The organism is Streptomyces sp. NBC_01506 (genome assembly GCF_045040295.1).
Taxonomy (GTDB): Bacteria; Actinomycetota; Actinomycetes; order Streptomycetales; family Streptomycetaceae; genus Streptomyces.
This window is the reverse complement of the sequence record NZ_CP109422.1, coordinates 7315497-7340163: the sequence shown is the minus strand read 5'-3', so window position 1 is coordinate 7340163 and position 24667 is coordinate 7315497. Positions and strand designations below refer to the sequence as shown.

Genomic DNA, 24667 nt, shown 5'->3' with positions numbered 1-24667 from the left:
CAGGCCCTGCCTGAACTGGCCCGTCAGTGCGCGGCCGAGTCCCAGTCCGGGCCCACTCCCACCGAGATGTCCAGCGGCGCCCGCAGTTCGGTCGCCGCGGCCATCTCGCGGATCACCAGCTCCTCCACCCGCTCCCGCTCGCCGGGGGCGATTTCCAGCACGATTTCGTCGTGGACCTGGAGGAGCATGCGTGACGTCAGCCCCGCCTCGGTCAGCGCGTTGTCGACGCGGAGCATCGCGACCTTGACGATGTCCGCGGCGGTGCCCTGGATCGGGGCGTTCAGCGCCATCCGCTCGGCCATCTCGCGGCGCTGGCGGTTATCGCTGTTGAGGTCGGGGAGATAGCGGCGGCGGCCCAGCATCGTCTCCGTGTAGCCCGTGGCCCTGGCCTCCTCGACCGCTCGCTGGAGATAGTCCCGTACGCCGCCGAAGCGCTCGAAGAACGTGTCCATCAGGCCGCGCGCCTCGGCCGCCTCGATGTTCAACTGCTGGGAGAGGCCGAACGCCGAGAGGCCGTACGCCAGTCCGTACGACATCGCCTTGATCTTGCGGCGCATGTCGGGGGTGACGGCCGCGCGCTCGACGCCGAACACCTGGGAGGCGACGGTGGTGTGCAGGTCCTCGCCGGAGGCGAACGCCTCGATCAGGCCCGCGTCCTCGGACAGATGCGCCATGACCCGGAGCTCGATCTGGCTGTAGTCGGCGGTCATCAGCGACTCGTAGCCCTTGCCGACGACGAAACCGCGGCGGATCGCGCGGCCCTCGTCGGTGCGCACCGGCACGTTCTGGAGATTGGGGTCGGTGGACGAGAGCCGGCCGGTGGCCGCCACCGTCTGGCTGAACGTGGTGTGGATACGGCCGTCGGCCGCGATCATCTTGACCAGGCCCTCGACGGTGACGCGGAGCCTGGCCTGCTCGCGGTGGCGCAGCATCAGCACGGGCAGTTCGTGCTCGGTCTGCGCGGCGAGCCAGGCCAACGCGTCGGCGTCCGTCGTATAACCGGTCTTGGTCTTCTTCGTCTTGGGCAGACCCAGCTCACCGAAGAGGACTTCCTGGAGCTGCTTGGGCGAGCCGAGGTTGAACTCGTGCCCCACGGCGGCGTGCGCCTCCTTCACCGCCTGCTGCACGGCGGCGGCGAACTGCTCCTCCAGGCTGACCAGATGGGGCTCGTCGGCCGAGATGCCGTTGCGCTCCAGCTTGGCCAGGAGCGCGGAGGTGGGCAGCTCGATGTCCTGGAGCAGTCCGGTGGCGCCGACCTCCTCGAGCCGCCCGGTGAACGCCTCGCCGAGGTCGAGGACGGCGCGCGCCTGCGTCATCAGGGCGTCCGCCTCGGCCTGGTCGTCGCTGCCGAAGGCGAGCTGTCCGTCGGCCGCGGCGGCCGGGGCGAGTTCACGTCCGAGGTATTCGACGGCCAGGGCGTCGAGCGCGAAGGAACGGCGGCCGGGCTTGACCAGATACGCGGCGAGCGCGGTGTCCATCGTCACGCCGCCGACCTGCCAGTGGTGCTCGGGGGCGACCCGCATGGCGCTTTTCGCGTTGTGCAGCACCTTGGGGCGGTCCGCCGCCGCGAGCCAGGTACTGAACGCCTTCTCGTCGGCCTCGTCGAGCTGTGTGGTGTCGAACCAGGCGGCGGAGCCGTCCGCGGCGGCCAGCGCGACCTCGCTGATGGCGCCCGTGCCGAGCGCCCACGTGTCGACCAGGGCGACGCCCAGCGGCTCGTCCCCGTGCTCCGCCAGCCAGGGCGCCAGCTCGCCGGAGGCGAGGACCTTGCCGTCCAGCTCGATGCCCGCCTCGGGGGCCGGGGCCTCGTCCTCGACGGCGCCCGGATCGACGGCGAGCAGCCGCTCGCGCAGGCTCGGATTGCGGATCTCCAGCACTTCGAGGAATCCGGTGAGGGCCGTGCGGTCGTACGCGGCGCGCTCCAGCTCCTGCGGGGTCTTCGTCAGCTCGACGTCACGCACCAGCTCGGTGAGATGGCGGTTCAGCTCGACCGAGGGCAGGTGCTCGCGCAGACTCTCGCCGACCTTGCCCTTGACCTCGTCGGCGCGCTCCACCAGGTCGGCGAGGGAACCGAACTGATTGATCCACTTCGCGGCCGTCTTCTCGCCGACCTTGGGGATGCTGGGGAGATTGTCCGACGGGTCGCCGCGCAGGGCGGCGAAGTCCGGATACTGCGCGGGGGTGAGCCCGTACTTCTCCTGGACCTTCTCAGGGGTGAAGCGGGTCAGCTCGGAGACGCCCTTGGTGGGATACAGCACCGTGGTGTGCTCGGTGATGAGCTGGAAGGAGTCCCGGTCGCCGGTGACGATGAGGACGTCGAAGCCGGCTTCCTCGGCCTGGGTGGCGAGGGTGGCGATGACGTCGTCCGCCTCGAAGCCCTCGATCGCGAACCGGTGCGCGTGCATCGCGTCCAGCAGCTCGCCGATCAGCTCGACCTGGCCCTTGAACTCGTCGGGCGTCTTGGAGCGGTTCGCCTTGTACTCGGGGAACCGCTCGGAGCGCCAGGTCTTGCGCGAGACGTCGAAGGCCACCGCGAAGTGCGTGGGCGCCTCGTCACGCAGGGTGTTCGCCAGCATCGACGCGAAGCCGTAGACGGCGTTGGTCGGCTGGCCCGAGCTGGTGGTGAAATTCTCCGCGGGCAGCGCGAAGAACGCCCGGTACGCCATGGAGTGCCCGTCCATGAGGAGCAGGCGAGGACGGTTTTCTGCGGTCTTCTTCGATGCTGTCTCAGCCACGTACCCGATCCTGCCACGCCCCACTGACAATCCTGACCCGCGCACCACGCCGCGAGGGGCTGTCGGCGGTGCGTGACAGGATCGAGGGGCAGGACGAAGGACAGCACGAGGCGCCGGACAGGCACCGGACAGGCACCGGATCACGGGACGGGGAACGAGTCCCGACGTACGTAGCAGGGAGAGCGAGATGGCCAGCAAGCCGCCCTCGGGCGACCCGGTCCAGGACGCGCCGCGGGTCACCGGCCCCCGGCACAGCGCCGCCGGACTGCCCGCCGTGGCGCATTCGCTGCGGGTCGCCCAGCAGCAGATGGGTGTCGCCCGCGCGACGCGGACGCTGCTCAAGGTCAACCAGAAGGACGGCTTCGACTGTCCGGGCTGCGCCTGGCCGGAGGGTGAGCACCGGCACACGGCGGAGTTCTGCGAGAACGGCGCGAAGGCGGTCGCCGAGGAGGCGACGCTGCGCCGGGTGACGCCCGACTTCTTCGCCGCGCACCCGGTGGCCGATCTGGCGACCCGCAGCGGCTACTGGCTGGGCCAGCAGGGCCGGATCACCCAGCCGATGCTCCTGGAGCGCGGCGCGGGCGGCAGCGGCAGCAGCGACGCGGACGGCGGCGACGGCAGCGGCGACCGGTACGAACCGGTGAGCTGGGAGCGGGCGTTCGCGATCATCGCCGAGGAGCTGACGGCGCTGGACTCACCCGACGAGGCGGTGTTCTACACCTCGGGCCGTACGAGCAACGAGGCGGCCTTCCTGCTCCAGTTGTTCGCCCGCGAGTTCGGCACGAACAATCTGCCGGACTGCTCCAACATGTGCCACGAGTCGTCCGGTTCGGCGCTCGCCGAGACCCTGGGCGTCGGCAAGGGCAGCGTGTCCCTTCAGGACATCCACCAGGCCGACCTGATCATCGTGGCCGGGCAGAACCCGGGGACCAACCACCCCCGGATGCTCTCCGCCCTGGAGAAGGCCAAATCGGCGGGCGCGAAGATCATCTCGGTGAATCCGCTGCCCGAGGCCGGTCTGGAGCGGTTCAAGAACCCACAGACCCCGCAGGGCATGGTCAAGGGCGCGGAGCTCAACGACCTCTTCCTCCAGATCCGCATCGGCGGCGACCAGGCCCTGTTCCGGCTGCTCAACAAGTTGATCCTCGACGCGGCGCGCACCGACCCGACGGCGGTCGACGAGGCGTTCGTGGCCGAACACACCCACGGATTCGAGGAGTTCGCCGCCGCCGCGCGCGCCGCCGACTGGGACGAGACCCTGACCGCGACGGGCCTCGACCGCGCCGGCATCGAGCGGGCGCTGGCCATGGTGCTGGCGTCCCGGCGCACCATCGTGTGCTGGGCGATGGGCCTGACCCAGCACAAGCACTCCGTCGCGACCATCCGCGAGGTCGTCAACTTCCTTCTGCTGCGCGGCAACATCGGCCGGCCGGGCGCCGGGGTGTGTCCCGTACGCGGACACTCCAACGTCCAGGGCGACCGCACCATGGGCATCTTCGAGCGGCCCGCGCCCGCCTTCCTCGACGCCCTGGACCGGGAGTTCGGCATCACCTCGCCGCGCCACCACGGCTACGACGTCGTACGCGCCATCCGCGCCCTGCGCGACGGCGAGGCGAAGGTCTTCTTCGCCATGGGCGGCAACTTCGTCGCGGCGTCGCCGGACACCGAGGTGACCGAAGCGGCGATGCGCACCGCGCGGCTGACCGTGCACGTGTCGACCAAGCTCAACCGTTCGCACGCGGTGACCGGCGCGCGCGCCCTGATCCTGCCCACCCTGGGCCGTACCGACAAGGACGTACAGGCGGGCGGCAGGCAGATCGTGACCGTGGAGGACTCGATGGGCATGGTGCACGCCTCGCGCGGCAACCTCGCCCCCGCGAGCCCGCATCTGCTGTCCGAGCCGGCGATAGTCACCCGACTGGCGCGGGCCGTCCTCGGTCCGGCGTCGCTGACTCCCTGGGAGGAGTTCGAGAAGGACTACGGGGCGGTCCGTGACCGTATCTCGCGCGTCGTCCCCGGCTTCGAGGACTTCAACGAACGCGTCACCAGGCCCGGCGGGTTCCAGCTCCCGCACGCCCCGCGCGACGAGCGGCGCTTCCCCACCCGCACCGGCAAGGCCAACTTCACGGCGGCGCCCGTCGAGTTTCCCAAGCTGCCGGCGGGCCGGCTGCTGCTCCAGACGCTGCGCTCGCACGACCAGTACAACACCACGATCTACGGTCTGGACGACCGCTACCGGGGCATCAAGGGCGGTCGTCGCGTCGTCCTGGTGAACGCGGACGACGCACGCGAACTGGGCCTGGCCGACGGGTCGTACACGGATCTGGTCGGTGAGTGGCAGGACGGCGTCGAGCGCCGGGCCCGCGGTTTCCGGGTGGTGCACTACCCCACGGCGCGCGGTTGCGCCGCCGCCTACTACCCGGAGACGAATGTGCTGGTGCCGCTGGACTCGACGGCCGACACGAGCAACACCCCGGCGAGCAAGTCCGTCGTGGTGCGCTTCGAGCACCGCTGACGGAACAGACCCGTCCCGCCTAAGCGTGCGCTCAGTCATCTGATAGGACGGTGCGGACCAGCGCGCCGAAACGAACGCGCGCCGAAGCACGCGCACCGAAGCACGTGGACAGAACCACGTGCGTTGAACACGTATCGCATCACGCAGCCGATCGGAGCCGGACCCCATGGGTGAGCAGTCCACAGCCAACGAGCAGACAGCGGCGACGTTCCCGCAGGAGGTCATCGACGAGTACGCGCCGTACGACATGGACCTGACGTCGTTCTTCTCCGCCGGGAGCCTCGGCACCCGAATGGGCCTGGTGGTCACCGAGGCGTCCGCCGACCGCGTCGTCGCCACCATGCCCGTGGCAGGCAACACCCAGCCCTACGGGCTGCTGCACGGCGGCGCGTCGGCCGTACTCGCCGAGACCCTGGGCTCCATCGGCGCGATGCTGCACGGCGGCCGCAACAAGATCGCCGTGGGCGTGGACCTCAACTGCACCCACCACCGTGCCGTACGCGACGGATCGGTGACCGGAGTCGCCACCCCGATCCACCGCGGCCGGTCCACCGCGACGTACGAGATCGTCATCACCGACGAGCGGGAGAAGCGGGTGTGCACGGCCCGGCTGACCTGTCTGCTCCAAAGCGGCGACGGCACCTCCTTCATCCAGAAAAATCAGACTTGAGGTCCCCTTGAGGACCGAACCTCAAGGGGACCTCAAGCGGGCCGGGGAAGGCTTCGAACGGGCACACCCCGGCCCGGGGTGACCAACAGGTGAGACGGTCGACGGCCGGCGGACCGCCGCGAAACACCGCGTTAACCAAGGCCCGCCGAGACCCTCGCGACGCGCCGCCGGCCCGCCGGGCCCGGTACAGGAGAGCCAGGTGAGACCCCCCGAGGTGACATTGCGTAACGCCCTGCGGTGCGATCCATTGTCGTGGCGCCCGATGCCCACTAGCTTCGGCACATGAGCGGTATCGGCCCCGTCGAACCGGGCGAGGACACCTATCACCACCCTCAGACCCTGCTCACCGGCGCGACGCCCGTCCGCGTCCGCCTCACCGTGCCCGCGCGCCACCGCCGCAAGGCTCTGCTGGCCGTCGCCGCGGCCCTCACCACAGGCGTGTGCGTCTACGCACTCAACGCCCCCCAGCCGCCGCCCGCGCCGCCACCACCCTGGCCGTCGCAGGTGGTTGGCTTCGACTACGCGGGAGCCTCGGCCGACGCCGACCGGACGGGCGCGTTCACCTTCGACATCAACGTCTCGACCGAGCCCGGCCGGCGCGTGACGATCGACGCCATCACCCAGCCGTCGGCCGCGCTGGCCGTGTCGACACAGCCGTCCGCGCCGTTCACAGTGCCCCCCGGAGGACACCGCGAGGTGCTGGTCACCGTCTATGTGCTCGACTGCGCGGAAGTCCCGCGCAACGCCGGGCTCCCCTTCCTGGATGTCACCCTGCGTAACGAACGAGCCGTCCAGAAACAGAGCCGCATCCTCGGCGACGGCTACCCCGAAGACCTCGGCGCGGCCATCGAGAAAGCCTGCACCCGTCCCGCTCCGTAATCGGCCGATTACCGTTACGGTCCTGCTGTTTCTCAGTATGTGGACATACGAACGCTGTCAAATGACTCGCCCTTCCCCTCTCGACCGGGCTTCACCGCGCCCCCGTCATAACAAGAGCGTCACAGCATGGGCCGCACCTCTGCACCACCCCCACCAGCGCGCTTAGAGTCACGGCCAGTCACCGCGCCACCGGATTACTTTCAGTTCGGTTCCAGCGCTCGACCCGGCTTCTCAATCAGGGACAGCCGTGCCAGGGGAAAGGACTGATCGTGCGTCACCGTTCCTTGTTCATAGTCACCACTGCGGTCACCGTAGGAGCCCTCACGCTTTCCGCATGCGGCTCCCGCGACGACAGCAGTGACGGAGGTAGCGGCGACGGCGGAAAGACGACCGTCGTCATCGGCCTCGACGCGCCGCTGACCGGAGACCTCTCCGCGCTCGGCCAGGGCATCAAGAACTCCGCCGACCTCGCCGTCAAGACGGCCAACAAGAACAAAGAAGTCGAAGGCGTCACCTTCGAGCTGGAGTCCCTGGACGACGTCGCCCAAGCCGCGACCGGCCAGCAGAACGCCACCAAGCTCGTCGGCAACGAAGACGTCATGGGCGTGGTCGGCCCCCTGAACTCCGACGTCGGCCAGGCCATGCAGAAGGTCTTCGCCAACGACAACCTGGTCCAGGTCTCGCCCGCCAACACCAACCCCGAGATGACTCAGGGCAAGGACTGGCAGAGCGGCAAGAAGGTCCGCGACTTCGACACCTACTTCCGCACGGCCACCACGGACGCCATCCAGGGCCCGTACGCCGCGCAGTTCATGTTCAACGAGAAGAAGCTCAAGAACGTCTACGTCATCGACGACAAGAAGACGTACGGAGCCGGTCTCGCCGCCACCTTCTCCACCGAGTTCAAGAAGCTCGGCGGCAAGGTCGTCGGCACCGACCACATCAACCCGGACGACAAGGACTTCTCGGCCGTGGCGAGCAAGGTCGCCCAGACCGACGCCGACTTCGTCTACTACGGCGGCGAGTACCCGGCCGGCGCCCCGCTGGCCAGCCAGATCAAGAACGCCGGCGCCAAGATCCCCACGGTCGGCGGCGACGCTCTGTTCAGCGCCGAGTACATCAAGCTCGGCAAGAAGAACTCCGAAGGCGACTTCGCCAGCTCCGTCGGCGCGCCCCTGGAGACCCTGGACACCGCCAAGAAGTTCATCGCGGACTACGCCGCCGGCGGCTACGACGGCGCGTTCGAGGCATACGGCGGCTACGCCTACGACTCCACCTGGGCCATCATCCAGGCGGTCAAGGCCGTCGTCGAGAAGAACGACGGCAAACTGCCCGGCGACGTCAAGGACGCACGCAAGCAGATCACCGCGGCCATGCAGGACGTCAAGTTCGACGGAGTCACCGGCACGGTCGGTTTCGACGAGTTCGGCGACACCGTGAACAAGCAGCTCTCCCTCTACGAGGTGCAGGACGGCAAGCACGTCCCCGTCAAGACGGGCGAGTTCGAGGGCTGACCGGGCCCACCGGCCCACCCTCCATATAAGGACCTACCACCGCGCGGGGGCGCCACAGCGCCCCCGCGCGGCCGTATCTGACCCCACTCATTCGGAGGCCCCGCGGTGAACGATCTGCCGCAGCAACTTGCCAACGGCCTGCTACTCGGCGCGCTGTACGGACTCATCGCAATCGGCTACACGATGGTCTATGGCATAGTCCAGCTCATCAATTTCGCCCATGGCGAGATATTCATGATCGGCGGCTTCGGTGCGCTGACCGCATTCCTCTGGCTGCCCAGCGGTACCAGCCTGCTCCTCGCACTGCCCCTCATGATCCTCATGGCGATGGCCTGTTCCGTGCTCGTCGCCGTAGGAGCCGAACGCTTCGCCTACCGGCCCCTGCGCGACGCCCCCAGGCTCGCACCACTGATCACCGCGATCGGCCTCTCCATCGCACTCCAGCAAGCCATCTGGGCCTTCTACCCCGACGCCACCAAGTCCCGCCCCTTCCCCGAATTCGAAGGCGGCAGGCTCGACTTCGGCGCGTTCGCCATCAGCCGCGGCGACCTCTTCCTGCTCATCGCCGCACCCCTGTGCATGATCACGCTCGGCGTGTTCGTCTCCAAGACCCGCACCGGACGCGCCATGCAGGCCACGTCGCAGGACCCGGACACGGCCAAGCTGATGGGCATCAACACCGACCGCATCATCGTCACCGCCTTCGCCATCGGCGCCGCCTTCGCCGCCATCGCGGCCGTCGCCCACGGCCTCAAATACGGCGAAGTCAACTTCAAAATGGGCTTCATCGCCGGACTCAAGGCATTCACCGCCGCCGTCCTCGGCGGAATCGGCAACATCTACGGCGCCATGATCGGCGGCCTCGTCCTCGGCCTCGCCGAATCCATGGCCACCGCCTACATCGAAAACATCCCCGGCATGTCCCAGCTCGGCGGCGGCGCCTGGAAGGACGTGTGGGCGTTCGTCCTCCTCATCCTCGTACTGCTGCTGAGGCCACAAGGTCTACTCGGCGCACGCGTCTCGGATCGGGCGTGATACCGATGACCACCACCACTTCGAAACAGACCCCCGTGACACCCGACCCTCAGCAGACCCCCGCGGTGCTCGGCCTGCCCCCCGCGGCAGCCCGCCTCGGCGTCGTCATCGGCGCCGTCGCCACCTTCGCCAGCACCTTCCTCGCCTGGACCTGGACCTCCGAATTCCCCGGCGACCTCACCGTCACCGGCTACCCCGGCGGCCTCCAACTGCTCACCCTCACCGGTGCGCTGCTCACCTTCGCCTTCGTCATCGCGAGCTACGGAGTACGCGGCCTCAACTGGCTGACCCCCGGCGGCAAGAACGGCCCCGTCCTCCTCCTCACCCTCGGCACCTTCGCCACCACCTGGTACACGGTCATCGCGATCACCGTGAACCTCGGCGGACTCGCCAACCTCGAACCAGGCGCCTACGTCGCCGCCGGCGCCTCGCTCATCACCCTCGTCGCCGCCCTCGGGCTCCCCGGCGACGTCCCCGGCGACCATGACAGCCCCCACATCTGGCAGCGGCTCGTCCAGTCCTTCAAGGCCCCCACGCCCAAGGAAGCGGCACCGCTCCCGGGCTGGGCCGAAATCCTCATCATCGCCGCCGCCTTCGGACTCGGCCTGTTCATCTTCACCTACGGCATCGACACCGAGGACGCCGAACTCTTCATCGGCTACATCCTCCTCATCGGCTTCGGCGCCACCGCCGTCTCCCGCGCCGGCCTCAACCGCCGACTCGCGAACCTCACCGCCAAGCACAAGAACGTGACCGTGACCGCGGCGTTCGTCTCCGCGTTCGCCTTCCCGTTCACCCAGAGCAACGACACGTACGCCTCCATCGGTACGAACATCCTGATCTTCGCCACCGTCGCACTCGGCCTCAACGTCGTCGTCGGCCTCGCCGGCCTCCTCGACCTCGGATACGTCGCCTTCCTCGGCGTCGGCGCGTACACCGCCGCCCTCGTCTCGGGATCGCCGTCCTCCACCATCGGCCTCCAACTCCCCTTCTGGGCCGCCGTCCTGTGCGGCGCCGGAGCCTCGCTGATCTTCGGCGTCGTCATCGGCGCACCCACCCTGCGACTGCACGGCGACTACCTGGCCATCGTGACCCTCGGCTTCGGCGAGATCTTCCGCATCACCATGCAGAACCTCGACGGATCCTCGGGCCCCGACGTCACCAACGGCTCCAACGGCATCCCCAACATCCCCGACCTCGACCTCTTCGGATTCAACCTCGGGGAACCACACACGATCCTCGGCGTCGAACTCGGCAGATTCTCCAACTACTACCTGCTGATGCTGCTGTTCACCATCATCGTGGTGACCGTCTTCCGCCGCTCCGACCAGTCACGCATCGGCCGCGCCTGGGTCGCCATCCGCGAGGACGAGACCGCCGCCAGGGCCATGGGCATCAACGCCTTCCGGCTCAAGCTGCTCGCCTTCGCACTCGGCGCCACCCTCGCCGGCATGGCCGGCACCGTACAGGCCCACGTCACCTTCACGGTCACCCCCGGCCAGTACAAATTCGTCGAAGCCGTCCCGCCGAACTCGGCGTTCCTGCTCGCCGCCGTCATCCTCGGCGGCATGGGAACGGTCAGCGGACCTCTCATCGGCGCCTCGCTGCTCTACCTCATCCCGGCGAAGCTCCAGTTCATGGCCGACTACCAGTTGCTGCTGTTCGGCATCGCGCTGGTCCTGCTCATGCGATTCCGCCCCGAGGGCCTCATCGCCGACCGCAGGAAGCAGCTCGAATTCCACGAAACCGGTCAACTGGACGCCCCCAAGGGCGATATCGGCCTCAGCAAGGCGGGGGTGTGACCCGAATGACCACCGACATCGAACCCACCGACGCCGGATCCCCCAAGGCCGCCACCCAGGCCGGCACACCCGTGCTCCAAGCCACCGGCGTCACCAAGAAATTCGGCGGACTCACCGCCGTACAGAACGTCGACCTCCACGTCAACTCCGGCGAGATCGTCGGCCTCATCGGCCCCAACGGCGCGGGCAAGACCACCTTCTTCAACTGCCTCACCGGTCTGTACGTCCCCACCGACGGCACCGTCAGCTACAAAGGCACCGTCCTGCCGCACCAGTCCCATCTGGTCACCAAGGCCGGCATCGCGCGTACGTTCCAGAACATCCGCCTCTTCGCCAACATGACCGTCCTGGAGAACGTCCTCGTCGGACGCCACACCAGGACCAAGGAAGGACTCTGGTCCGCGCTGCTGCGCGGCCCCGGGTTCAAGAAGGCGGAGAAGGAGTCCGAGGCACGCGCCATGGAACTCCTGGAGTTCACCGGCCTCGCCGCCAAGCGCGACCACCTCGCCCGCAACCTCCCCTACGGAGAACAGCGGAAACTCGAGATCGCCCGCGCCCTCGCCAGCGACCCGGGCCTGCTCCTGCTGGACGAGCCCACCGCCGGCATGAACCCGCAGGAGACCCGCACCACCCAGGACCTGGTCTTCGCCATCCGCGACCAGGGCATCGCCGTACTCGTCATCGAGCACGACATGCGCTTCATCTTCAACCTGTGCGACCGCGTCGCCGTCCTCGTCCAGGGCGAGAAACTGGTCGAAGGCACCGCCGAGGTCGTCCAGGCCGACGAGCGCGTCGTCGCCGCCTATCTCGGCACCCCCTACGAGGGTGCCCCCGGCGCCGAGGAAGTCTCCGAGGTGGAGGCCGCGGAGGCACACAGCACGGCAGGCACAGAAGGAGACACCAAGTGACCGCACTACTGGAGGTGGAGGACCTCAAGGTCGCCTACGGCAAGATCGAAGCCGTCAAAGGCATCTCCTTCAGCGTCGAAGCCGGTCAGATCGTCACACTCATCGGCACCAACGGCGCCGGCAAGACGACCACCCTGCGCACCCTGTCCGGACTGCTCAAACCCTCCGGCGGCCGGATCATCTTCGACGGCAAACCGCTGCAAGGCGTCGGCGCGCACAAGATCGTCGCCATGGGCCTGGCGCACTCCCCCGAAGGCCGCAGGATCTTCCCGCGGCTGACGATCGCGGAGAACCTGAAGCTCGGCGCCTTCCTCCGCAAGGACACGGCAGGTATCGAGAAGGACATCAGGCGCGCCTACGAACTGTTCCCGATCCTCGGCGAACGCAGCAAGCAGGCGGCAGGCACCCTGTCCGGCGGCGAGCAGCAGATGCTCGCCATGGGCCGGGCCCTGATGTCACAGCCCAAACTCCTCATGCTGGACGAGCCGTCCATGGGACTCTCGCCCATCATGATGCAGAAGATCATGGCGACAATCGCCGAGCTCAAGTCACAGGGCACGACAATCCTGCTGGTCGAACAGAACGCCCAGGCGGCACTGTCACTGGCGGACCAGGGCCATGTGATGGAGGTCGGCAAGGTCGTGCTCTCCGGCACCGGGCAGGACCTGCTGGTGGACGAGTCGGTACGCAAGGCGTACCTCGGCGAGGACTGAGTCCCCGCGTACGTAGGTGAGTACGTGAGAAGGCCCGCGCCCCTCGGGGGGTGCGGGCCTTCTCACGTACGTACCGCCGCTCCCTACTGCCCCTTCGCGGCCTTCTTCTCCTCGTCGTCCTCGATGACGGCCTCGGCGACCTGCTGCATCGACATCCGCCGGTCCATCGACGTCTTCTGGATCCACCGGAAGGCGGCGGGCTCCGTGAGGCCGTACTGCGTCTGAAGGACGGACTTCGCGCGGTCCACGAGCTTGCGCGTCTCCAGCCGGATCGTCAGATCGGCGACCTCCTGCTCAAGCGCCTTGAGCTCGGTGAAGCGCGAGACGGCCATCTCGATGGCCGGTACGACGTCGCTCTTGCTGAACGGCTTCACGAGATACGCCATCGCACCGGCGTCCCGGGCGCGCTCCACGAGATCGCGCTGCGAGAAGGCGGTGAGCATCAGGACGGGCGCGATGGACTCCTGCGCGATCTTCTCGGCGGCGGAGATGCCGTCGAGGACGGGCATCTTCACATCGAGGATGACAAGATCGGGCCGATGCTCGCGGGCCAGCTCGACGGCACGCTGACCGTCACCGGCCTCGCCCACGACGGAGTAGCCCTCTTCTTCAAGCATCTCCTTGAGGTCGAGACGGATGAGCGCCTCGTCCTCGGCGATGACGACTCGCGTCGTCAGGGGCGGGACATGCGACTTGTCGTCGTCGGCGACGGGCTGGGGCGACTCGGGGGCGGTCACTGAGGCTCCTCGTAACTGGCAGATACTGCTGGGCAAGAGCCTACCTAGCTGCGACGCCCCGCGGTGAACCGGTAGACTTCTCGCGCAGCGGTGGGCCGGGTTGGTGGAACGGTATACACGGAGGTCTCAAACACCTCTGCCCGAGAGGGCTTGCGGGTTCGAGTCCCGCACCCGGTACATGTATGGAAAGTGGATGTTCACGTTCTCGTGAACATCCACTTTTCGTTGCACAGAGCCATGTGGTGTCACTCAAAGTAGTCTCATGAACTTCCACGGCACTGAAGTGCGGCAGAAGGCCCTGACACTGCTGCGTGATGGCATGAGCAACCGAGAAGTGGCCCGCCGGATGAAGATCCCGCCCGGCACCGTCAGCTACTGGCTGCACATGGACCGCGCCAAGCGCGGCGAATGCCCGGGGACCGGCTTCCGCCCGTGCCCGCGTTGCGACGGACGAGAACTCGACGAGGCGGCGTACGCGTATCTTCTGGGCCTCTACCTGGGTGACGGACACATCAGCCAGCACGCCGGCGTCCGGGTGCCGAGTCTCGCGATCACCTGCACCGAGAGCTGGCCTGGGCTGATGGACGAGTGCGAGGCGGCGATACGCGCGGTCTTCCCCGACAACTCCGTCTGCCGGGTTCGGAGAACTGGATGCAGCGACGTCAAGGTCTACTCGAAGCACCTTTACTGTCTGTTCCCGCAGCACGGCCCCGGCAGGAAGCACGAGCGGCCCATCGTGCTCGCCTCCTGGCAGCAGGAAATCGTGGCGGAACACCCCTGGGGGCTCATCCGGGGACTGATCCATTCCGACGGCTGCCGCAACATGAACTGGACCACCCGCGTCGTCAACGGCGAGCGGAAGCGGTACGAGTACCCCCGCTACTGGTTCACCAACGTCTCCGACGACATCCGGCAGCTCTACACCGACACGCTCGACCGTCTCGGCATCGAATGGAGGCACTGCACCCGGCACGGCGAGCCGTACAACATCTCCGTCGCCAAGAAGGCATCCGTCGCTCTCATGGACGCCCACGTCGGGCCGAAGTACTGAACTCCGGCCCGACACCCGCTACTTCGGGCTGTCGTCCTCGCCGATGTGGTGGACCCGGACCAGGTTCGTGGAGCCCGCGACTCCCGGCGGGGAGCCCGCCGTGATGACCACGACGTCGCCCTTCGCGCAGCGGCCGATCCGCAGTAGTTGTTCGTCCACCTGGTCGACCATCGCGTCCGTCGACTCCACGTGCGGGCCGAGGAACGCCTCCACGCCCCAGGTGAGGTTGAGCTGCGCCCGGGTCGCCGGGTCGGGGGTGAAGGCGAGCAGCGGGATCGGGGAGCGGTAGCGGGAGAGGCGTTTGACCGTGTCGCCGGACTGGGTGAACGCGACCAGGAACTTCGCGCCGAGGAAGTCGCCCATCTCGGCCGCCGCGCGGGCGACCGCGCCGCCCTGGGTGCGGGGTTTGTTGCGTTCGGTGAGCGGGGGGAGGCCCTTGGCCAGGACGTCTTCCTCTGCCGCCTCCACGATGCGGCTCATCGTCCGGACGGTTTCGACGGGGTATTTGCCGACGCTTGTCTCGCCGGAGAGCATGACCGCGTCGGTGCCGTCGATGACGGCGTTGGCGACGTCGGACGCTTCGGCGCGGGTGGGCCGGGAGTTGTCGATCATCGAGTCGAGCATCTGCGTGGCGACGATGACCGGCTTCGCGTTGCGCTTCGCGAGCTTGATCGCGCGTTTCTGCACGATCGGGACCTGCTCGAGCGGCATCTCGACGCCGAGGTCGCCGCGGGCGACCATGATGCCGTCGAACGCGGCGACGATATCGTCTATGTTCTCCACGGCCTGCGGCTTCTCGACCTTGGCGATGACGGGGACGCGCCGGCCTTCTTCGTCCATGATGCGGTGGACGTCCTCGATGTCGCGTCCGCTGCGTACGAAGGACAGGGCGACGACGTCGGCGCCGACGCGCAGTGCCCAGCGCAGGTCGTCGATGTCCTTCTCGGACAGTGCGGGGACGGATACGGCGACGCCGGGGAGGTTGAGTCCCTTGTTGTCGGAGACCATGCCGCCTTCGATCACCGTGGTGCGTACGCGGGGTCCGTCGACCCCGGTGACCTCAAGGGTCACCTTGCCGTCGTCGACGAGGATGAGTTCGCCGGTGGTCACGTCGTCGGCGAGTCCTTCGTAGGTGGTGCCGCAGGTGTGGCGGTCGCCTTCGAGGTGTTCGACGGTGATGGTGAATTCGTCGCCGCGTTCGAGGAGTACGGGGCCTTCGCGGAAGCGTCCGAGACGGATCTTCGGGCCTTGAAGGTCGGCGAGGATTCCCACGCTGCGGCCGGTTTCCTCGGCGGCCTTGCGTACGCGCTGGTAGCGCTCCTCGTGCTCGACGTAGGTGCCGTGGCTGAGGTTGAAGCGGGCGACGTCCATTCCGGCCTCGACCAGTGCTTTGATCTGGTCGTACGAGTCGGTGGCGGGCCCCAAAGTACAGACGATTTTTGCTCGGCGCATGATTCGAGACTAAACCTTACCGTCGGGTAGGTAATTGGTCTCACATGACTACTCAACAACCTTTGCGTGAAGGGTTGTTGACAAGTGTTGAAGTGCGCGCACGGGCGCTCTGATGAGCGATATTCGGAGGTTGTCGACGTCCGGGGTGGGACGGGTGGTCACAGGACCGGCGGGGTCATGGTGAAGCGGGCGTTCACCTGCGCGTAGACGGTCTGGCGCTGCGGTTCGAGATCGAGCGCGGGGGCCGCGGCGGCGGCCTCGGGGGCTCCGCCGTAACTCATCGCGTAGCGGGGGGTACGCGCCGCGTACGGTGTGGCGTTCTCGGCTCCGATGTCGGCCAGCTCGACGAGCGCCGCGAGGCTCGCGCCGAGGGCTCCGGCGTACTCGCGGGCGCGCTGGACCGCTTCGCGGACGGCTTGCCGGCGGGCTTCGCCGTGTGCGGGCGAGTCGGGGCGCAGGGCCCACCAGGGGCCGTCGACGGTGGTGAGTTCGAGGTCGGCGAAGCGGGTGGTGAGTTCGCCGAGTGCGGTGAAGTCGGCGAGTTCGGCGTTGATGTTGACCCGGCCGTGGTAGGCGCGGATGCGTTCGCCGCGGCCGTGCCGGGTGAGTTCGGGGTTGATGGAGAAGGAGCCGGTTTCCAGTTTTTCGACAGCGTCGCCGTACGACTTGATGAGGGTCAGGACTTCGTTGTTGCGGCGGGTGAGGTCTTCGAGCGCGGTGCGCCGGTCCGTGCCGCGCGCGCTGATCGAGACGCCGATCCTGGCGATCTCGGGGTCGAACTCCAGGCGTGCTTCGCCGCGGACGGCGACCCTGGGGGTTTCGGGGGTGCCGTAGGGCGCGGAGGGGGCGGGGACGGAGGCGTCGGTGGTCACGGGTGGTTCTCCTTCGTACGGTGGCGAGTTGGGCGGGTGGGGAGGGGGGAAGGGGGGGGCGTGGCGGCGTACGGGGCCACTCTCCCACCGGGCTGCCTCGGGGGCACGACACTCGGTGGTCATCGGATCGAAACCCTGCGGGGGTGTTCGATCCGGCGTTCCTGCGTCAGAATCTAGCCGCCCTATCTACGCGCGTTGTGCGTGTGGGTGACGAGATCGAGGGAGTAGCGATGCCGCTGAACAGAAGGACGTTCCTGGAACGGTCGGCCGCCGCCGGAGCCGGTGTGGCGATCGCCGGGGGCGTCGCCGTCCCGGCGGGCGCGCGGGAGTCGGGCGCCGTCGCCGGGCAGGGCCAGGGGCGTCCGCCGAAGCGGTATTCGTTCACCGTGATGGGCACGACCGACCTGCACGGGAATGTCTTCAACTGGGACTACTTCACGGACAAGGAGTTCGACGACAAGGCCCGTAACGATGTCGGTCTGGCGAAGATCTCCACGTTGGTGAATCGCATCCGTAAGGAGAAGGGCCGCGGCAACACGCTGCTCATCGACGCGGGTGACACCATCCAGGGCACTCAGCTCTCGTACTACTACGCCAAGATCGACCCGATCACGGCGAAGCACGGCCCGGTGCACCCGATGGCGCAGGCGATGAACGCGATCGGTTACGACGCGGCGGCGCTCGGCAATCACGAGTTCAATTACGGCATCCCGGTGCTGCGGAAGTTCGAGGAGCAGTGCCGTTTCCCGCTGCTGGGTGCCAACGCGCTGGACGCGAAGACGCTGCGGCCCGCGTTCCCGCCGTATGTGATCAAGAGGCTGCGTACGCCGCACGGGCGTGATGTGCGGGTGGCGGTGCTGGGGCTGACGAATCCGGGTATCGCGATCTGGGACAAGGCGAACGTGCAGGGGAAGATGACGTTCCCGGGCCTGGAGGAGCAGGCGGCGAAGTGGGTGCCGAAGCTGCGGTCGATGGGCGCCGATGTGGTGATCGTGTCCGCGCACTCGGGGTCGAGCGGTACGTCCTCCTACGGAGATCAGCTTCCGCATGTCGAGAACGCGGCGGGTCTGGTGGCCGAGCAGGTGGCGGGTATCGACGCGATTCTGGTCGGGCACGCGCACAGTGAGATTGCCGAGTACCGGGTGGCCAACAAGGAGACCGGCAAGGACGTGGTGTTGTCGGAGCCGTTGAAGTGGGGGCAGCGGCTGACGCTGTTCGACTTCGATCTGGTGTGGGAGCGGGGCCGCTGGTCGGTGGAGAAGGTGGGGGCCCAGGTCCTCAACTCGAACACGGTGGACGAGGATCCGAAGATCACGGGGCTGCTGGTGGACGAGCACCGCAAGGTGGTGAGTTATGTCAACCAGGTCATCGGGACGTCGACGGCGGCGATGACGACGGCCGACGCGCCGTGGCGGGACGAGCCGTTGATCGATCTGATCAACCATGTGCAGACGCGGACGGTGAAGGCGGGTCTGGCGGGCGGTGAGTGGGCGGCGCTGCCGTTGCTGTCGCAGGCGTCGTGCTTCTCGCGTACGGCGGGGATTCCGGCGGGTGAGGTGACCATCAAGGACGCGGCGGGGCTGTATCCGTTCGAGAACACCTTGGAGGCGCGGTTGCTGACGGGTGCTCAGCTCAAGGATTATCTGGAGTTCTCGGCCAAGTACTACGTACAGACGGCGGCGGGCGCGCCGGTGGACACGTCGAAGCTGACGAACGCGGACAACATCCCGGATTACAACTACGACGTGGTGTCGGGGCTGACGTACGAGATCGACATCGCGAAGCCGGCCGGTTCGCGGATCGTGAATCTGTCGTTCGAGGGCAAGGCGCTGGATCCGGCGGCGCAGTTCGTGCTGGCGGTGAACAACTATCGGGCGAGCGGTGGCGGGAACTTCCCGCATGTCGCGGGTGCCCGGCAGTTGTGGGCCGATCCGGACGAGATCCGCAACACGATCATCACGTGGGTGCAGGCGGAGAAGACCGTCGACCCGGCGTCGTTCGCCTCGGTGGACTGGAAACTCACGCGCGACGGCACCCCGGTCTTCTGACTCGTCGCGCGATGACGCGCCGGTGTGGTGCCGTCCCCTCGGCACCGCACCGGCGCAAACCTCGCGGAGGAAGTGGGTCAGCGCACTTCGGAGAGCGGCACGAGGCCCCTGGGCACCGGCACCTGCCGGTGCCTTTCCTGTCCGTCGAGGCCGAAGCTGGTGAACGCGGTGCGGTGGGGCAGTGGGTAGGGCTCGGTGCCGGTGTGCGAGTTGAGGATGGTGGCGCTGCGCCAGGCGGCGAGTCCGAGGTCGGGGGCGCCGACGCCGTGTGTGTGGCGTTCGGCGTTCTGTACGTAGACCGAGCCGGTGACCGAGGGGTCGAGGGCCAGTCGGTAGCGGTCGTCGACGCGCGGGCGCTGGGATTTGTCGAGCCGCATGTACGGGTCGAGTCCGGCCAGGAGCCGGCCGAGGGGGCGTTCGCGGTAGCCGGTGGCGAGGACGACGGCGTCGGTGGTGAGGCGGGAGCGGCCGGACTGCTGGGCGTGTTCCAGGTGGAGTTCGATCCTGGTGGCGCCGACGCGTCCCGCGGTGCGGACGAGGACGCCGGGGGTGAGGACGGCGTCGGGCCAGCCGCCGTGCGTGGTGCGGCGGTACAGCTCGTCGTGGATGGCGGCGATGGTGTCGGTGTCGATGCCTTTGTGGAGTTGCCACTGGCGCGGGACGAGTTCGTCGCGTGCCTGTTCGGGCAGTGCGTGGAAGTAGGCGGTGTAGTCGGGGGTGAAGTGTTCGAGGCCGAGCTTGGAGTACTCCATGGGGGAGAACGCGTCGGTGCGGGCGAGCCAGTGGAGCTTCTCGGCGCCGGCGGGGCGGGCGCGCAGCAGGTCGAGGAAGACCTCGGCGCCGGACTGTCCGGAGCCGACGACGGTGATGTGTTCGGCTTCGAGGATGCGCTCGCGGTGGTCGAGGTAGTCGGCCGAGTGGATCACGGGGACGGCGGGGGCCTCGGCGAGGAGTTTGAGCGGGTCGGGGATGTAGGGCTCGGTGCCGATGCCGAGGACGACGTCGCGAGTGTAGGCGCGGCCCAGTGCCTCGACTTCGCCGTCGCTGTCGAGTTGGGTGAAGTCGACTTCGAACAGGCCGCGTTCGCCGTTCCAGCGGACTGCGTCGACCTGGTGGCCGAAGTGGAGTCCGGGGAGTTGTTCGCTGACCCAGCGGCAGTAGGCGTCGTATTCGGCGCGCTGGATGTGGAAGCGCTCGGCGAAGTAGAAGGGGTAGAGCCGTTCGCGCGCCCTGAGGTAGCTGAGGAAGGACCAGGGGCTCGCCGGGTCGACGAGGGTCACGAGGTCCGCCAGGAAGGGCACCTGGAGCCTGGCGCCGTCGAGGAGCAGGCCGGGGTGCCAGTGGAAGGCGGGGCGCTGTTCGTAGAAGACCGCGTCGAGTCCTCCGTGGACGCCGTCGGCGAGCGCGGCGAGGGAGAGGTTGAACGGGCCGATGCCGATGCCGACCAGATCGTGCGGCCGGTCGTGGTCATCTGCTGACAGGTCGGTCATGGAGGGTCCTTCAGGGCGCGTGGGGCGGCTGCACCGGGGTGCCCGGGGTCGTTCGGGCGGTGCCCACGGTGCACAACGATCCGGACCCCGAAGGGGTATCGGCGTGCGCTGAAGGAGAGTGTGTGCGTATGCCTTCTTACGGAGGCGTGCTTACGGAGGCGGTCTTACGGAGGCGGTCTTACGGAGGCGGTGTCTTCCTTGTGAGGACGGGCCGGGTTCCCGCGCGGGTGCCGGGCCCGTCCTCGTGAAGAGGGCGGCGGGGTCAGCCTGTTCGGACCCGCAGCGCGCGGCGCAGGTCGTCCAGTTGGTCGACCAGCTTGCGGCGCAGGGCGGGCAGGAGGTCCGCTCCGGTCAGGCATTCCTCGCCCAGGCGCAGTGATTGCGGGTCCACGGCGTGGATGGGGAAGGCGTAGCGGCCGGCGAAGTCGGCGATGGCGGGGCCGCGGCGGTTGGCGAGTTCGACGGCGTCGGTGTAGAAGCGCGGGACGTATTCACGTACGAGGTCGGTCTGTTCGGGCTGCCAGAAGCCTTGGGCGGTGGCGGTGAAGAGGTGGTTGGACAGGTTGTCGGTGCGGAACAGCCGGTCCCAGGCGGCGGCTTTGGCGGCGGCGTCGGGGAGGGCGGCGCGGCAGCGGGCGGCGCCTTCCTGGCCGGTGGCGCTGGGGTCGCGGTCGAGTTCGGCGGTGATGGCGGTGTCGTCGACGGCGCCGAGGACGGCGAGGCGGTAGAGGATGCGCCAGCGCAGTTCGGGGTCGAGTTCGGGGCCGTCGGGGATGGAGCCGGAGCCGAGCCAGTCCTGGATGCCTTCGGGCTGGGTGGCGGCGGAGATGAAGTGGCGTACGGCGGTGAGGCGCAGGCCGGGCGCGTGGCCGTCCTCGGTGCGGCGGATGAGGGCGCGGCAGATGGCGGTGACGCCGGCGAGGGCGGTGGTCCGGTCGGCGGGGTCGAGGTAGCGGTCGGCGATGTGGGTGGTGGCGAAGGCGAGTACGCCTTGGACGATGGCCAGGTCGGACTCGTGCGGGAGGTGGGTGCGGGCGGCGTCCAGGTAGGCGGTGGGGGCGAGTTCGCCGTCGCGGACCATGTCGCGGGCCGCGATCCACAGGACGGTGCGGGTGAGCGGGTCGGGGATGCCGGCGAGGGAGTCGAGCGCGGTGGCCCAGGAGCGGTCGTCCAGGCGGATCTTGGCGTAGCTGCGGTCGCCGTCGTTGAGGACGACGAGGTCGGGGCGGCGGCCGGGGCGGACGGTGGGGCCGTCCTGCTGCGGGATGTCGATCTCGAAGCGGTCGCGTGGGGTGAGGTGGCCGGGGTCGACGAGGTCGCGGTCGTAGGTTCCGACGGAGATACGGTGCGGGCGGTCGCCCTGCTGGGCGACGTCGAGTGTCCAGTTGGCCTCGGAGCCGTTGCCGACGGTGGGGGTGAGGGTGTCGACGCCGGTGGTGCGCAGCCACTGCTCGGCCCACCGGTGCACGTCGCGGTCGGTGGAGGCGGCGAGGGAGTCGATGAAGTCGGCGAGGGTGGCGTTGGCGAACTTGTGCCGGGCGAAGTGGGTGTTGATGCCGGCGAGGAAGTCCTTCTCGCCGATCCAGGCGACGAGTTGGCGCAGCGCGGAGGCGCCCTTGGCGTAGGAGATGCCGTCGAAGTTGAGCATCGCGGAGGCGGTGTCGGGCACGGCGTCGGGGTCGGGCGCGACGGGGTGGGTGGAGGGGCGCTGGTCGGCGTCGTAGCCCCAGGACTTGCGGTCGATGCCGAAGGCGACCCAGGTGTCGGTGTAGTCGGTGGCCTCGGTGAGGGTCTGGTAGCCCATGTACTCGGCGAAGGACTCGTTCAGCCAGATGTCGTCCCACCAGGTGAGGGTGACGAGGTCGCCGAACCACATGTGGGCCATCTCGTGGGCGATGACCATGGCGCGGGTCTGCCGCTCGGTGTCGGTGACGGCGGAGCGGTAGACGAATTCGTCGCGGAAGGTGACGAGGCCCGGGTTCTCCATGGCGCCCGCGTTGAATTCGGGGACGAATGCCTGGTCGTAGGAGTCGAAGGGGTACGGCTCCTCGAACTTCTCGTGGTAGCGGTCGTAGCAGGCGCGGGTGATGGCGAAGATCTCGTCGGCGTCGATGTCGAGGTGGGGTGCCAGGGAGCGGCGGCAGTGGATGCCGAAGGGCAGGCCGGCGTGTTCGGTGCGTACGGAGTGCCAGGGGCCGGCGGCGACGGCGACCAGGTAGGTGGAGATGGGCGGGGTCGGGGCGAGGCTCCAGCGGCCGTCGCCCTCGTCGGTGGCGATGCTGTTGCCGAGGACGGTCCAGCCTTCGGGTGCGGTGACGGTGAGTTGGAAGACGGCCTTGAGGTCGGGCTGGTCGAAGACGGCGAAGACCCGCTGGACGTCTTCGAGGAACATCTGGGTGTAGGCGTAGGTCTCGCCGTCGGTGGGGTCGGTGAAGCGGTGCATGCCCTCGCCGGTGCGCGAGTAGCGCATGGTGGCGTCGACGAGCAGTTCGTGTTCGCCGGCGGCGAGTGAGGGGAGCGCGAGGCGGTTGCCGTTGAGCGCGCCGGGGTCCAGGGGCTGTCCGTCGAGGGTGACGGAGCGCAGCAGGTCGGGCTTCAGCTCGACAAAGGTGTCGCCGGCCGCGAGGGCGGTGAAGTGGATGGCGGCACGGGACTCGAAGGTCTCGTCGCCGGTGGTCAGGTCGAGGGCGACCGTGTACCGGTGGACGTCGATGAGCTGGGCACGGGTCTGCGCTTCGTCGCGCGTCAGTACGGACATGGAGTCATGCTGCCCGATGGGTCGGGGCCGCGCAGCAGGTGGGGGTTGCGCTGTCAGCGCACGGGAGGGGGTTGCGCGGGCGCGGTCGGGGGGTGTGGGGGTGGCTGGGTGACCGGCTCAGGAGCCCTCGGCTCAGGCGCGGTCCGCTCCGGGGAGGCGCCCCGAGCCGTCCGCGATCGTCTCGTGGTGGCGGATCACCTCGGCGATGATGAAGTTGAGCAGTTTCTCGGCGAAGGCGGGGTCGAGCCGCGCGCTCTCGGCGAGCTGCCGCAGCCGGATGATCTGGCGGGACTCGCGGGCCGGGTCGGCGGGCGGCAGATGGTGTGCGGCCTTGAGGAGGCCGACCTGTTGGGTGCATTTGAACCGTTCGGCCAGCATATGGACGACGGCCGCGTCGATGTTGTCGATGCTTCCGCGGAGCCGGTCCAGCTCGGCTTGGACGGACTGGTCGATGCCGCCGTTGTCGCCGTTGTCGCCGTTGTCACTCGTGGTCATGGTGGGGAAGCTTAGGGGTTGTCGCGCGCGGCGGCCGGGGCGTCTCAAGGAGAGGGCGTCGCGATCGTCGGTGGGTGGTCCGGGTCGGGGACGCGGTCGCTCCAGCCGCCGGGGACGGTGCGGCCCTGGCGCTCGCGGAAGCGGATCGGTGCGGTGCCCACGCGGCGGGTGAACAGCCGGGAGAAGTACGCCGGATCGTCGTAGCCGACGCGGCGCGCGACGGCGGCGACGGGCAGTTCGGTGGCGGCGAGGAGTTCTTTGGCGCGGCCGAGTCTGATGCCCAGCAGATAGTCCTTGGGGCTGCATCCGGCGCCCCTGCGTACGGCGTTGCGCAGTTCGGCGGCGCTCATGCCGTGCCGTGCGGCGTGTTCGGCGACGGACAGCGGAAGGAAGGCGTCGCGGGCGAGGGCCTGAAGGACCAGGTCGCCTTCGGCGTTGGTGTCGGCGCGGTCGCGGCGCAGCGCGACGAGGAGTTCGTGGACGGCGGCGCCGGTCTCGACGTCCAGGAGCGGGTTGCCGCGCCGCGCGGCGCGCACGATGCGGCCGACGGCGGCGCGCGCGCCGGCCGCGTCGGCGAGGGGGACGACGGGGCGGCCGGTCTCGATGTAGCCGAGTTCGGTGTATGTGGCGGTGGCGGGCCCGGTGAAGTCGACGAAGCTCTCGTCCCAGCCGGTCTCGGGGTCGGCGCCGTAGTGGTGCGCTACGCCGGGGACGAGCCAGAGGAGCGCGGGCGCGGTGACGGTGGTGCGGTGCCCTTCGGCGTCGCGGTACCAGCCGCCGCCCGCGCCGATGACGACGGCGACGTGGTGGTCGAGGACGCGGGGTCCGACGGTGGGCAGTTGGCCGTGCTGGAGGCCGACGCCGAGGCAGACGAGGCCGAGGCGGTGGTGGACGGGGCTGGGGGTGAAGTACCGCATCCACGTGTGGTACATCCGCTTCCGCGCCTCCCTGCCGGTTTCGTCTGCGTCCATGCACCGCCGATCTTTGTCCATG

Annotated in this window: 18 protein-coding genes and 1 tRNA gene; 11 read left to right on the top strand and 8 right to left on the bottom strand. The window is 68.6% G+C overall.

Annotation, left to right across the window (positions count from 1 at the left end; translation table 11 throughout):
• Window positions 1-23: 23 nt before the first annotated feature.
• The gene (gene polA / locus OG329_RS32925; protein WP_405800058.1) at window positions 24-2735 is read right to left on the bottom strand and encodes a DNA polymerase I; all 2712 of its coding nucleotides are present in this window, start codon (window positions 2733-2735) and stop codon (window positions 24-26) included.
• 187 nt (window positions 2736-2922) lie between these two features.
• Here polA and OG329_RS32920 point away from each other — a divergent pair, with 187 nt between their 5' ends.
• The 8 genes from OG329_RS32920 to OG329_RS32885 all read left to right on the top strand — a co-directional run bounded on the left by OG329_RS32920 (window position 2923) and on the right by OG329_RS32885 (window position 12771).
• Entirely contained in the window at window positions 2923-5250 is a 2328-nt protein-coding gene (locus OG329_RS32920; protein WP_405800056.1) for an FdhF/YdeP family oxidoreductase, read from the top strand.
• Between the two features lie 166 nt (window positions 5251-5416).
• Window positions 5417-5920, top strand: coding sequence for a PaaI family thioesterase (locus OG329_RS32915; RefSeq protein ID WP_405800055.1), 504 nt, complete (start codon window positions 5417-5419; stop codon window positions 5918-5920).
• Between the two features lie 282 nt (window positions 5921-6202).
• The gene (locus OG329_RS32910; RefSeq protein ID WP_405800053.1) at window positions 6203-6799 is read left to right on the top strand and encodes a Tat pathway signal sequence domain protein; all 597 of its coding nucleotides are present in this window, start codon (window positions 6203-6205) and stop codon (window positions 6797-6799) included.
• A gap of 269 nt (window positions 6800-7068) precedes the next feature.
• Window positions 7069-8313, top strand: coding sequence for a branched-chain amino acid ABC transporter substrate-binding protein (locus OG329_RS32905; protein ID WP_405800052.1), 1245 nt, complete (start codon window positions 7069-7071; stop codon window positions 8311-8313).
• 105 nt (window positions 8314-8418) lie between these two features.
• Window positions 8419-9348, top strand: coding sequence for a branched-chain amino acid ABC transporter permease (locus OG329_RS32900; RefSeq protein WP_405800051.1), 930 nt, complete (start codon window positions 8419-8421; stop codon window positions 9346-9348).
• A gap of 5 nt (window positions 9349-9353) precedes the next feature.
• Window positions 9354-11150 carry a branched-chain amino acid ABC transporter permease gene (locus OG329_RS32895; protein WP_405800050.1) on the top strand — a complete coding sequence of 599 codons (1797 nt, stop codon included), beginning with the start codon at window positions 9354-9356 and terminating at the stop codon, window positions 11148-11150.
• A gap of 5 nt (window positions 11151-11155) precedes the next feature.
• Window positions 11156-12058, top strand: a complete 903-nt coding sequence (locus OG329_RS32890) for an ABC transporter ATP-binding protein (protein ID WP_405800048.1) — start codon at window positions 11156-11158, stop codon at window positions 12056-12058.
• Window positions 12055-12771, top strand: a complete 717-nt coding sequence (locus tag OG329_RS32885; RefSeq protein ID WP_405800047.1) for an ABC transporter ATP-binding protein — start codon at window positions 12055-12057, stop codon at window positions 12769-12771. The genes OG329_RS32890 and OG329_RS32885 overlap by 4 nt, the downstream gene beginning before the upstream one ends.
• An 83-nt stretch (window positions 12772-12854) precedes the next feature.
• Here the strand turns inward: OG329_RS32885 and OG329_RS32880 are convergent, their stop codons facing one another.
• Complete coding sequence (locus tag OG329_RS32880) at window positions 12855-13508, bottom strand: ANTAR domain-containing response regulator (RefSeq protein ID WP_405800045.1); 654 nt, start codon at window positions 13506-13508, stop codon at window positions 12855-12857.
• 94 nt (window positions 13509-13602) lie between these two features.
• On the opposite strand from OG329_RS32880, the gene OG329_RS32875 reads away from it, so the two are divergent.
• Both OG329_RS32875 and OG329_RS32870 read left to right on the top strand, forming a co-directional pair.
• Window positions 13603-13685 (top strand) — tRNA-Leu (locus OG329_RS32875).
• An 85-nt stretch (window positions 13686-13770) separates the two neighbouring features.
• On the top strand, window positions 13771-14559 hold the full coding sequence (locus tag OG329_RS32870; protein WP_405800044.1) for a helix-turn-helix domain-containing protein: 789 nt from the start codon (window positions 13771-13773) through the stop codon (window positions 14557-14559).
• Window positions 14560-14577: 18 nt separating this feature from the next.
• Here OG329_RS32870 and pyk read toward each other — a convergent pair whose 3' ends face one another.
• A complete protein-coding gene (pyk, locus tag OG329_RS32865) occupies window positions 14578-16011 on the bottom strand; it encodes a pyruvate kinase (RefSeq protein WP_405800043.1) in 1434 nt (477 codons plus the stop codon).
• A 158-nt stretch (window positions 16012-16169) separates the two neighbouring features.
• Window positions 16170-16883 (bottom strand): SIMPL domain-containing protein, encoded by a 714-nt coding sequence (locus OG329_RS32860; protein ID WP_405800041.1) that lies wholly within the window; start codon window positions 16881-16883, stop codon window positions 16170-16172.
• A 230-nt stretch (window positions 16884-17113) separates the two neighbouring features.
• Here OG329_RS32860 and OG329_RS32855 point away from each other — a divergent pair, with 230 nt between their 5' ends.
• Window positions 17114-18931 carry a bifunctional metallophosphatase/5'-nucleotidase gene (locus tag OG329_RS32855; RefSeq protein ID WP_405800039.1) on the top strand — a complete coding sequence of 606 codons (1818 nt, stop codon included), beginning with the start codon at window positions 17114-17116 and terminating at the stop codon, window positions 18929-18931.
• Window positions 18932-19008: 77 nt separating this feature from the next.
• Here OG329_RS32855 and OG329_RS32850 read toward each other — a convergent pair whose 3' ends face one another.
• From OG329_RS32850 to OG329_RS32835, 4 genes are all read right to left on the bottom strand, one after another.
• Entirely contained in the window at window positions 19009-20421 is a 1413-nt protein-coding gene (locus tag OG329_RS32850; RefSeq protein ID WP_405800037.1) for a lysine N(6)-hydroxylase/L-ornithine N(5)-oxygenase family protein, read from the bottom strand.
• Window positions 20422-20683: 262 nt separating this feature from the next.
• Window positions 20684-23179: an aminopeptidase N gene (gene pepN, locus OG329_RS32845; RefSeq protein WP_405800036.1), complete on the bottom strand. Its 2496-nt coding sequence runs from the start codon at window positions 23177-23179 to the stop codon at window positions 20684-20686.
• Between the two features lie 132 nt (window positions 23180-23311).
• Complete coding sequence (locus OG329_RS32840) at window positions 23312-23674, bottom strand: chorismate mutase (RefSeq protein ID WP_405800035.1); 363 nt, start codon at window positions 23672-23674, stop codon at window positions 23312-23314.
• A 44-nt stretch (window positions 23675-23718) separates the two neighbouring features.
• A complete protein-coding gene (locus tag OG329_RS32835; RefSeq protein WP_405802150.1) occupies window positions 23719-24606 on the bottom strand; it encodes a helix-turn-helix domain-containing protein in 888 nt (295 codons plus the stop codon).
• Window positions 24607-24667 lie beyond the last annotated feature (61 nt).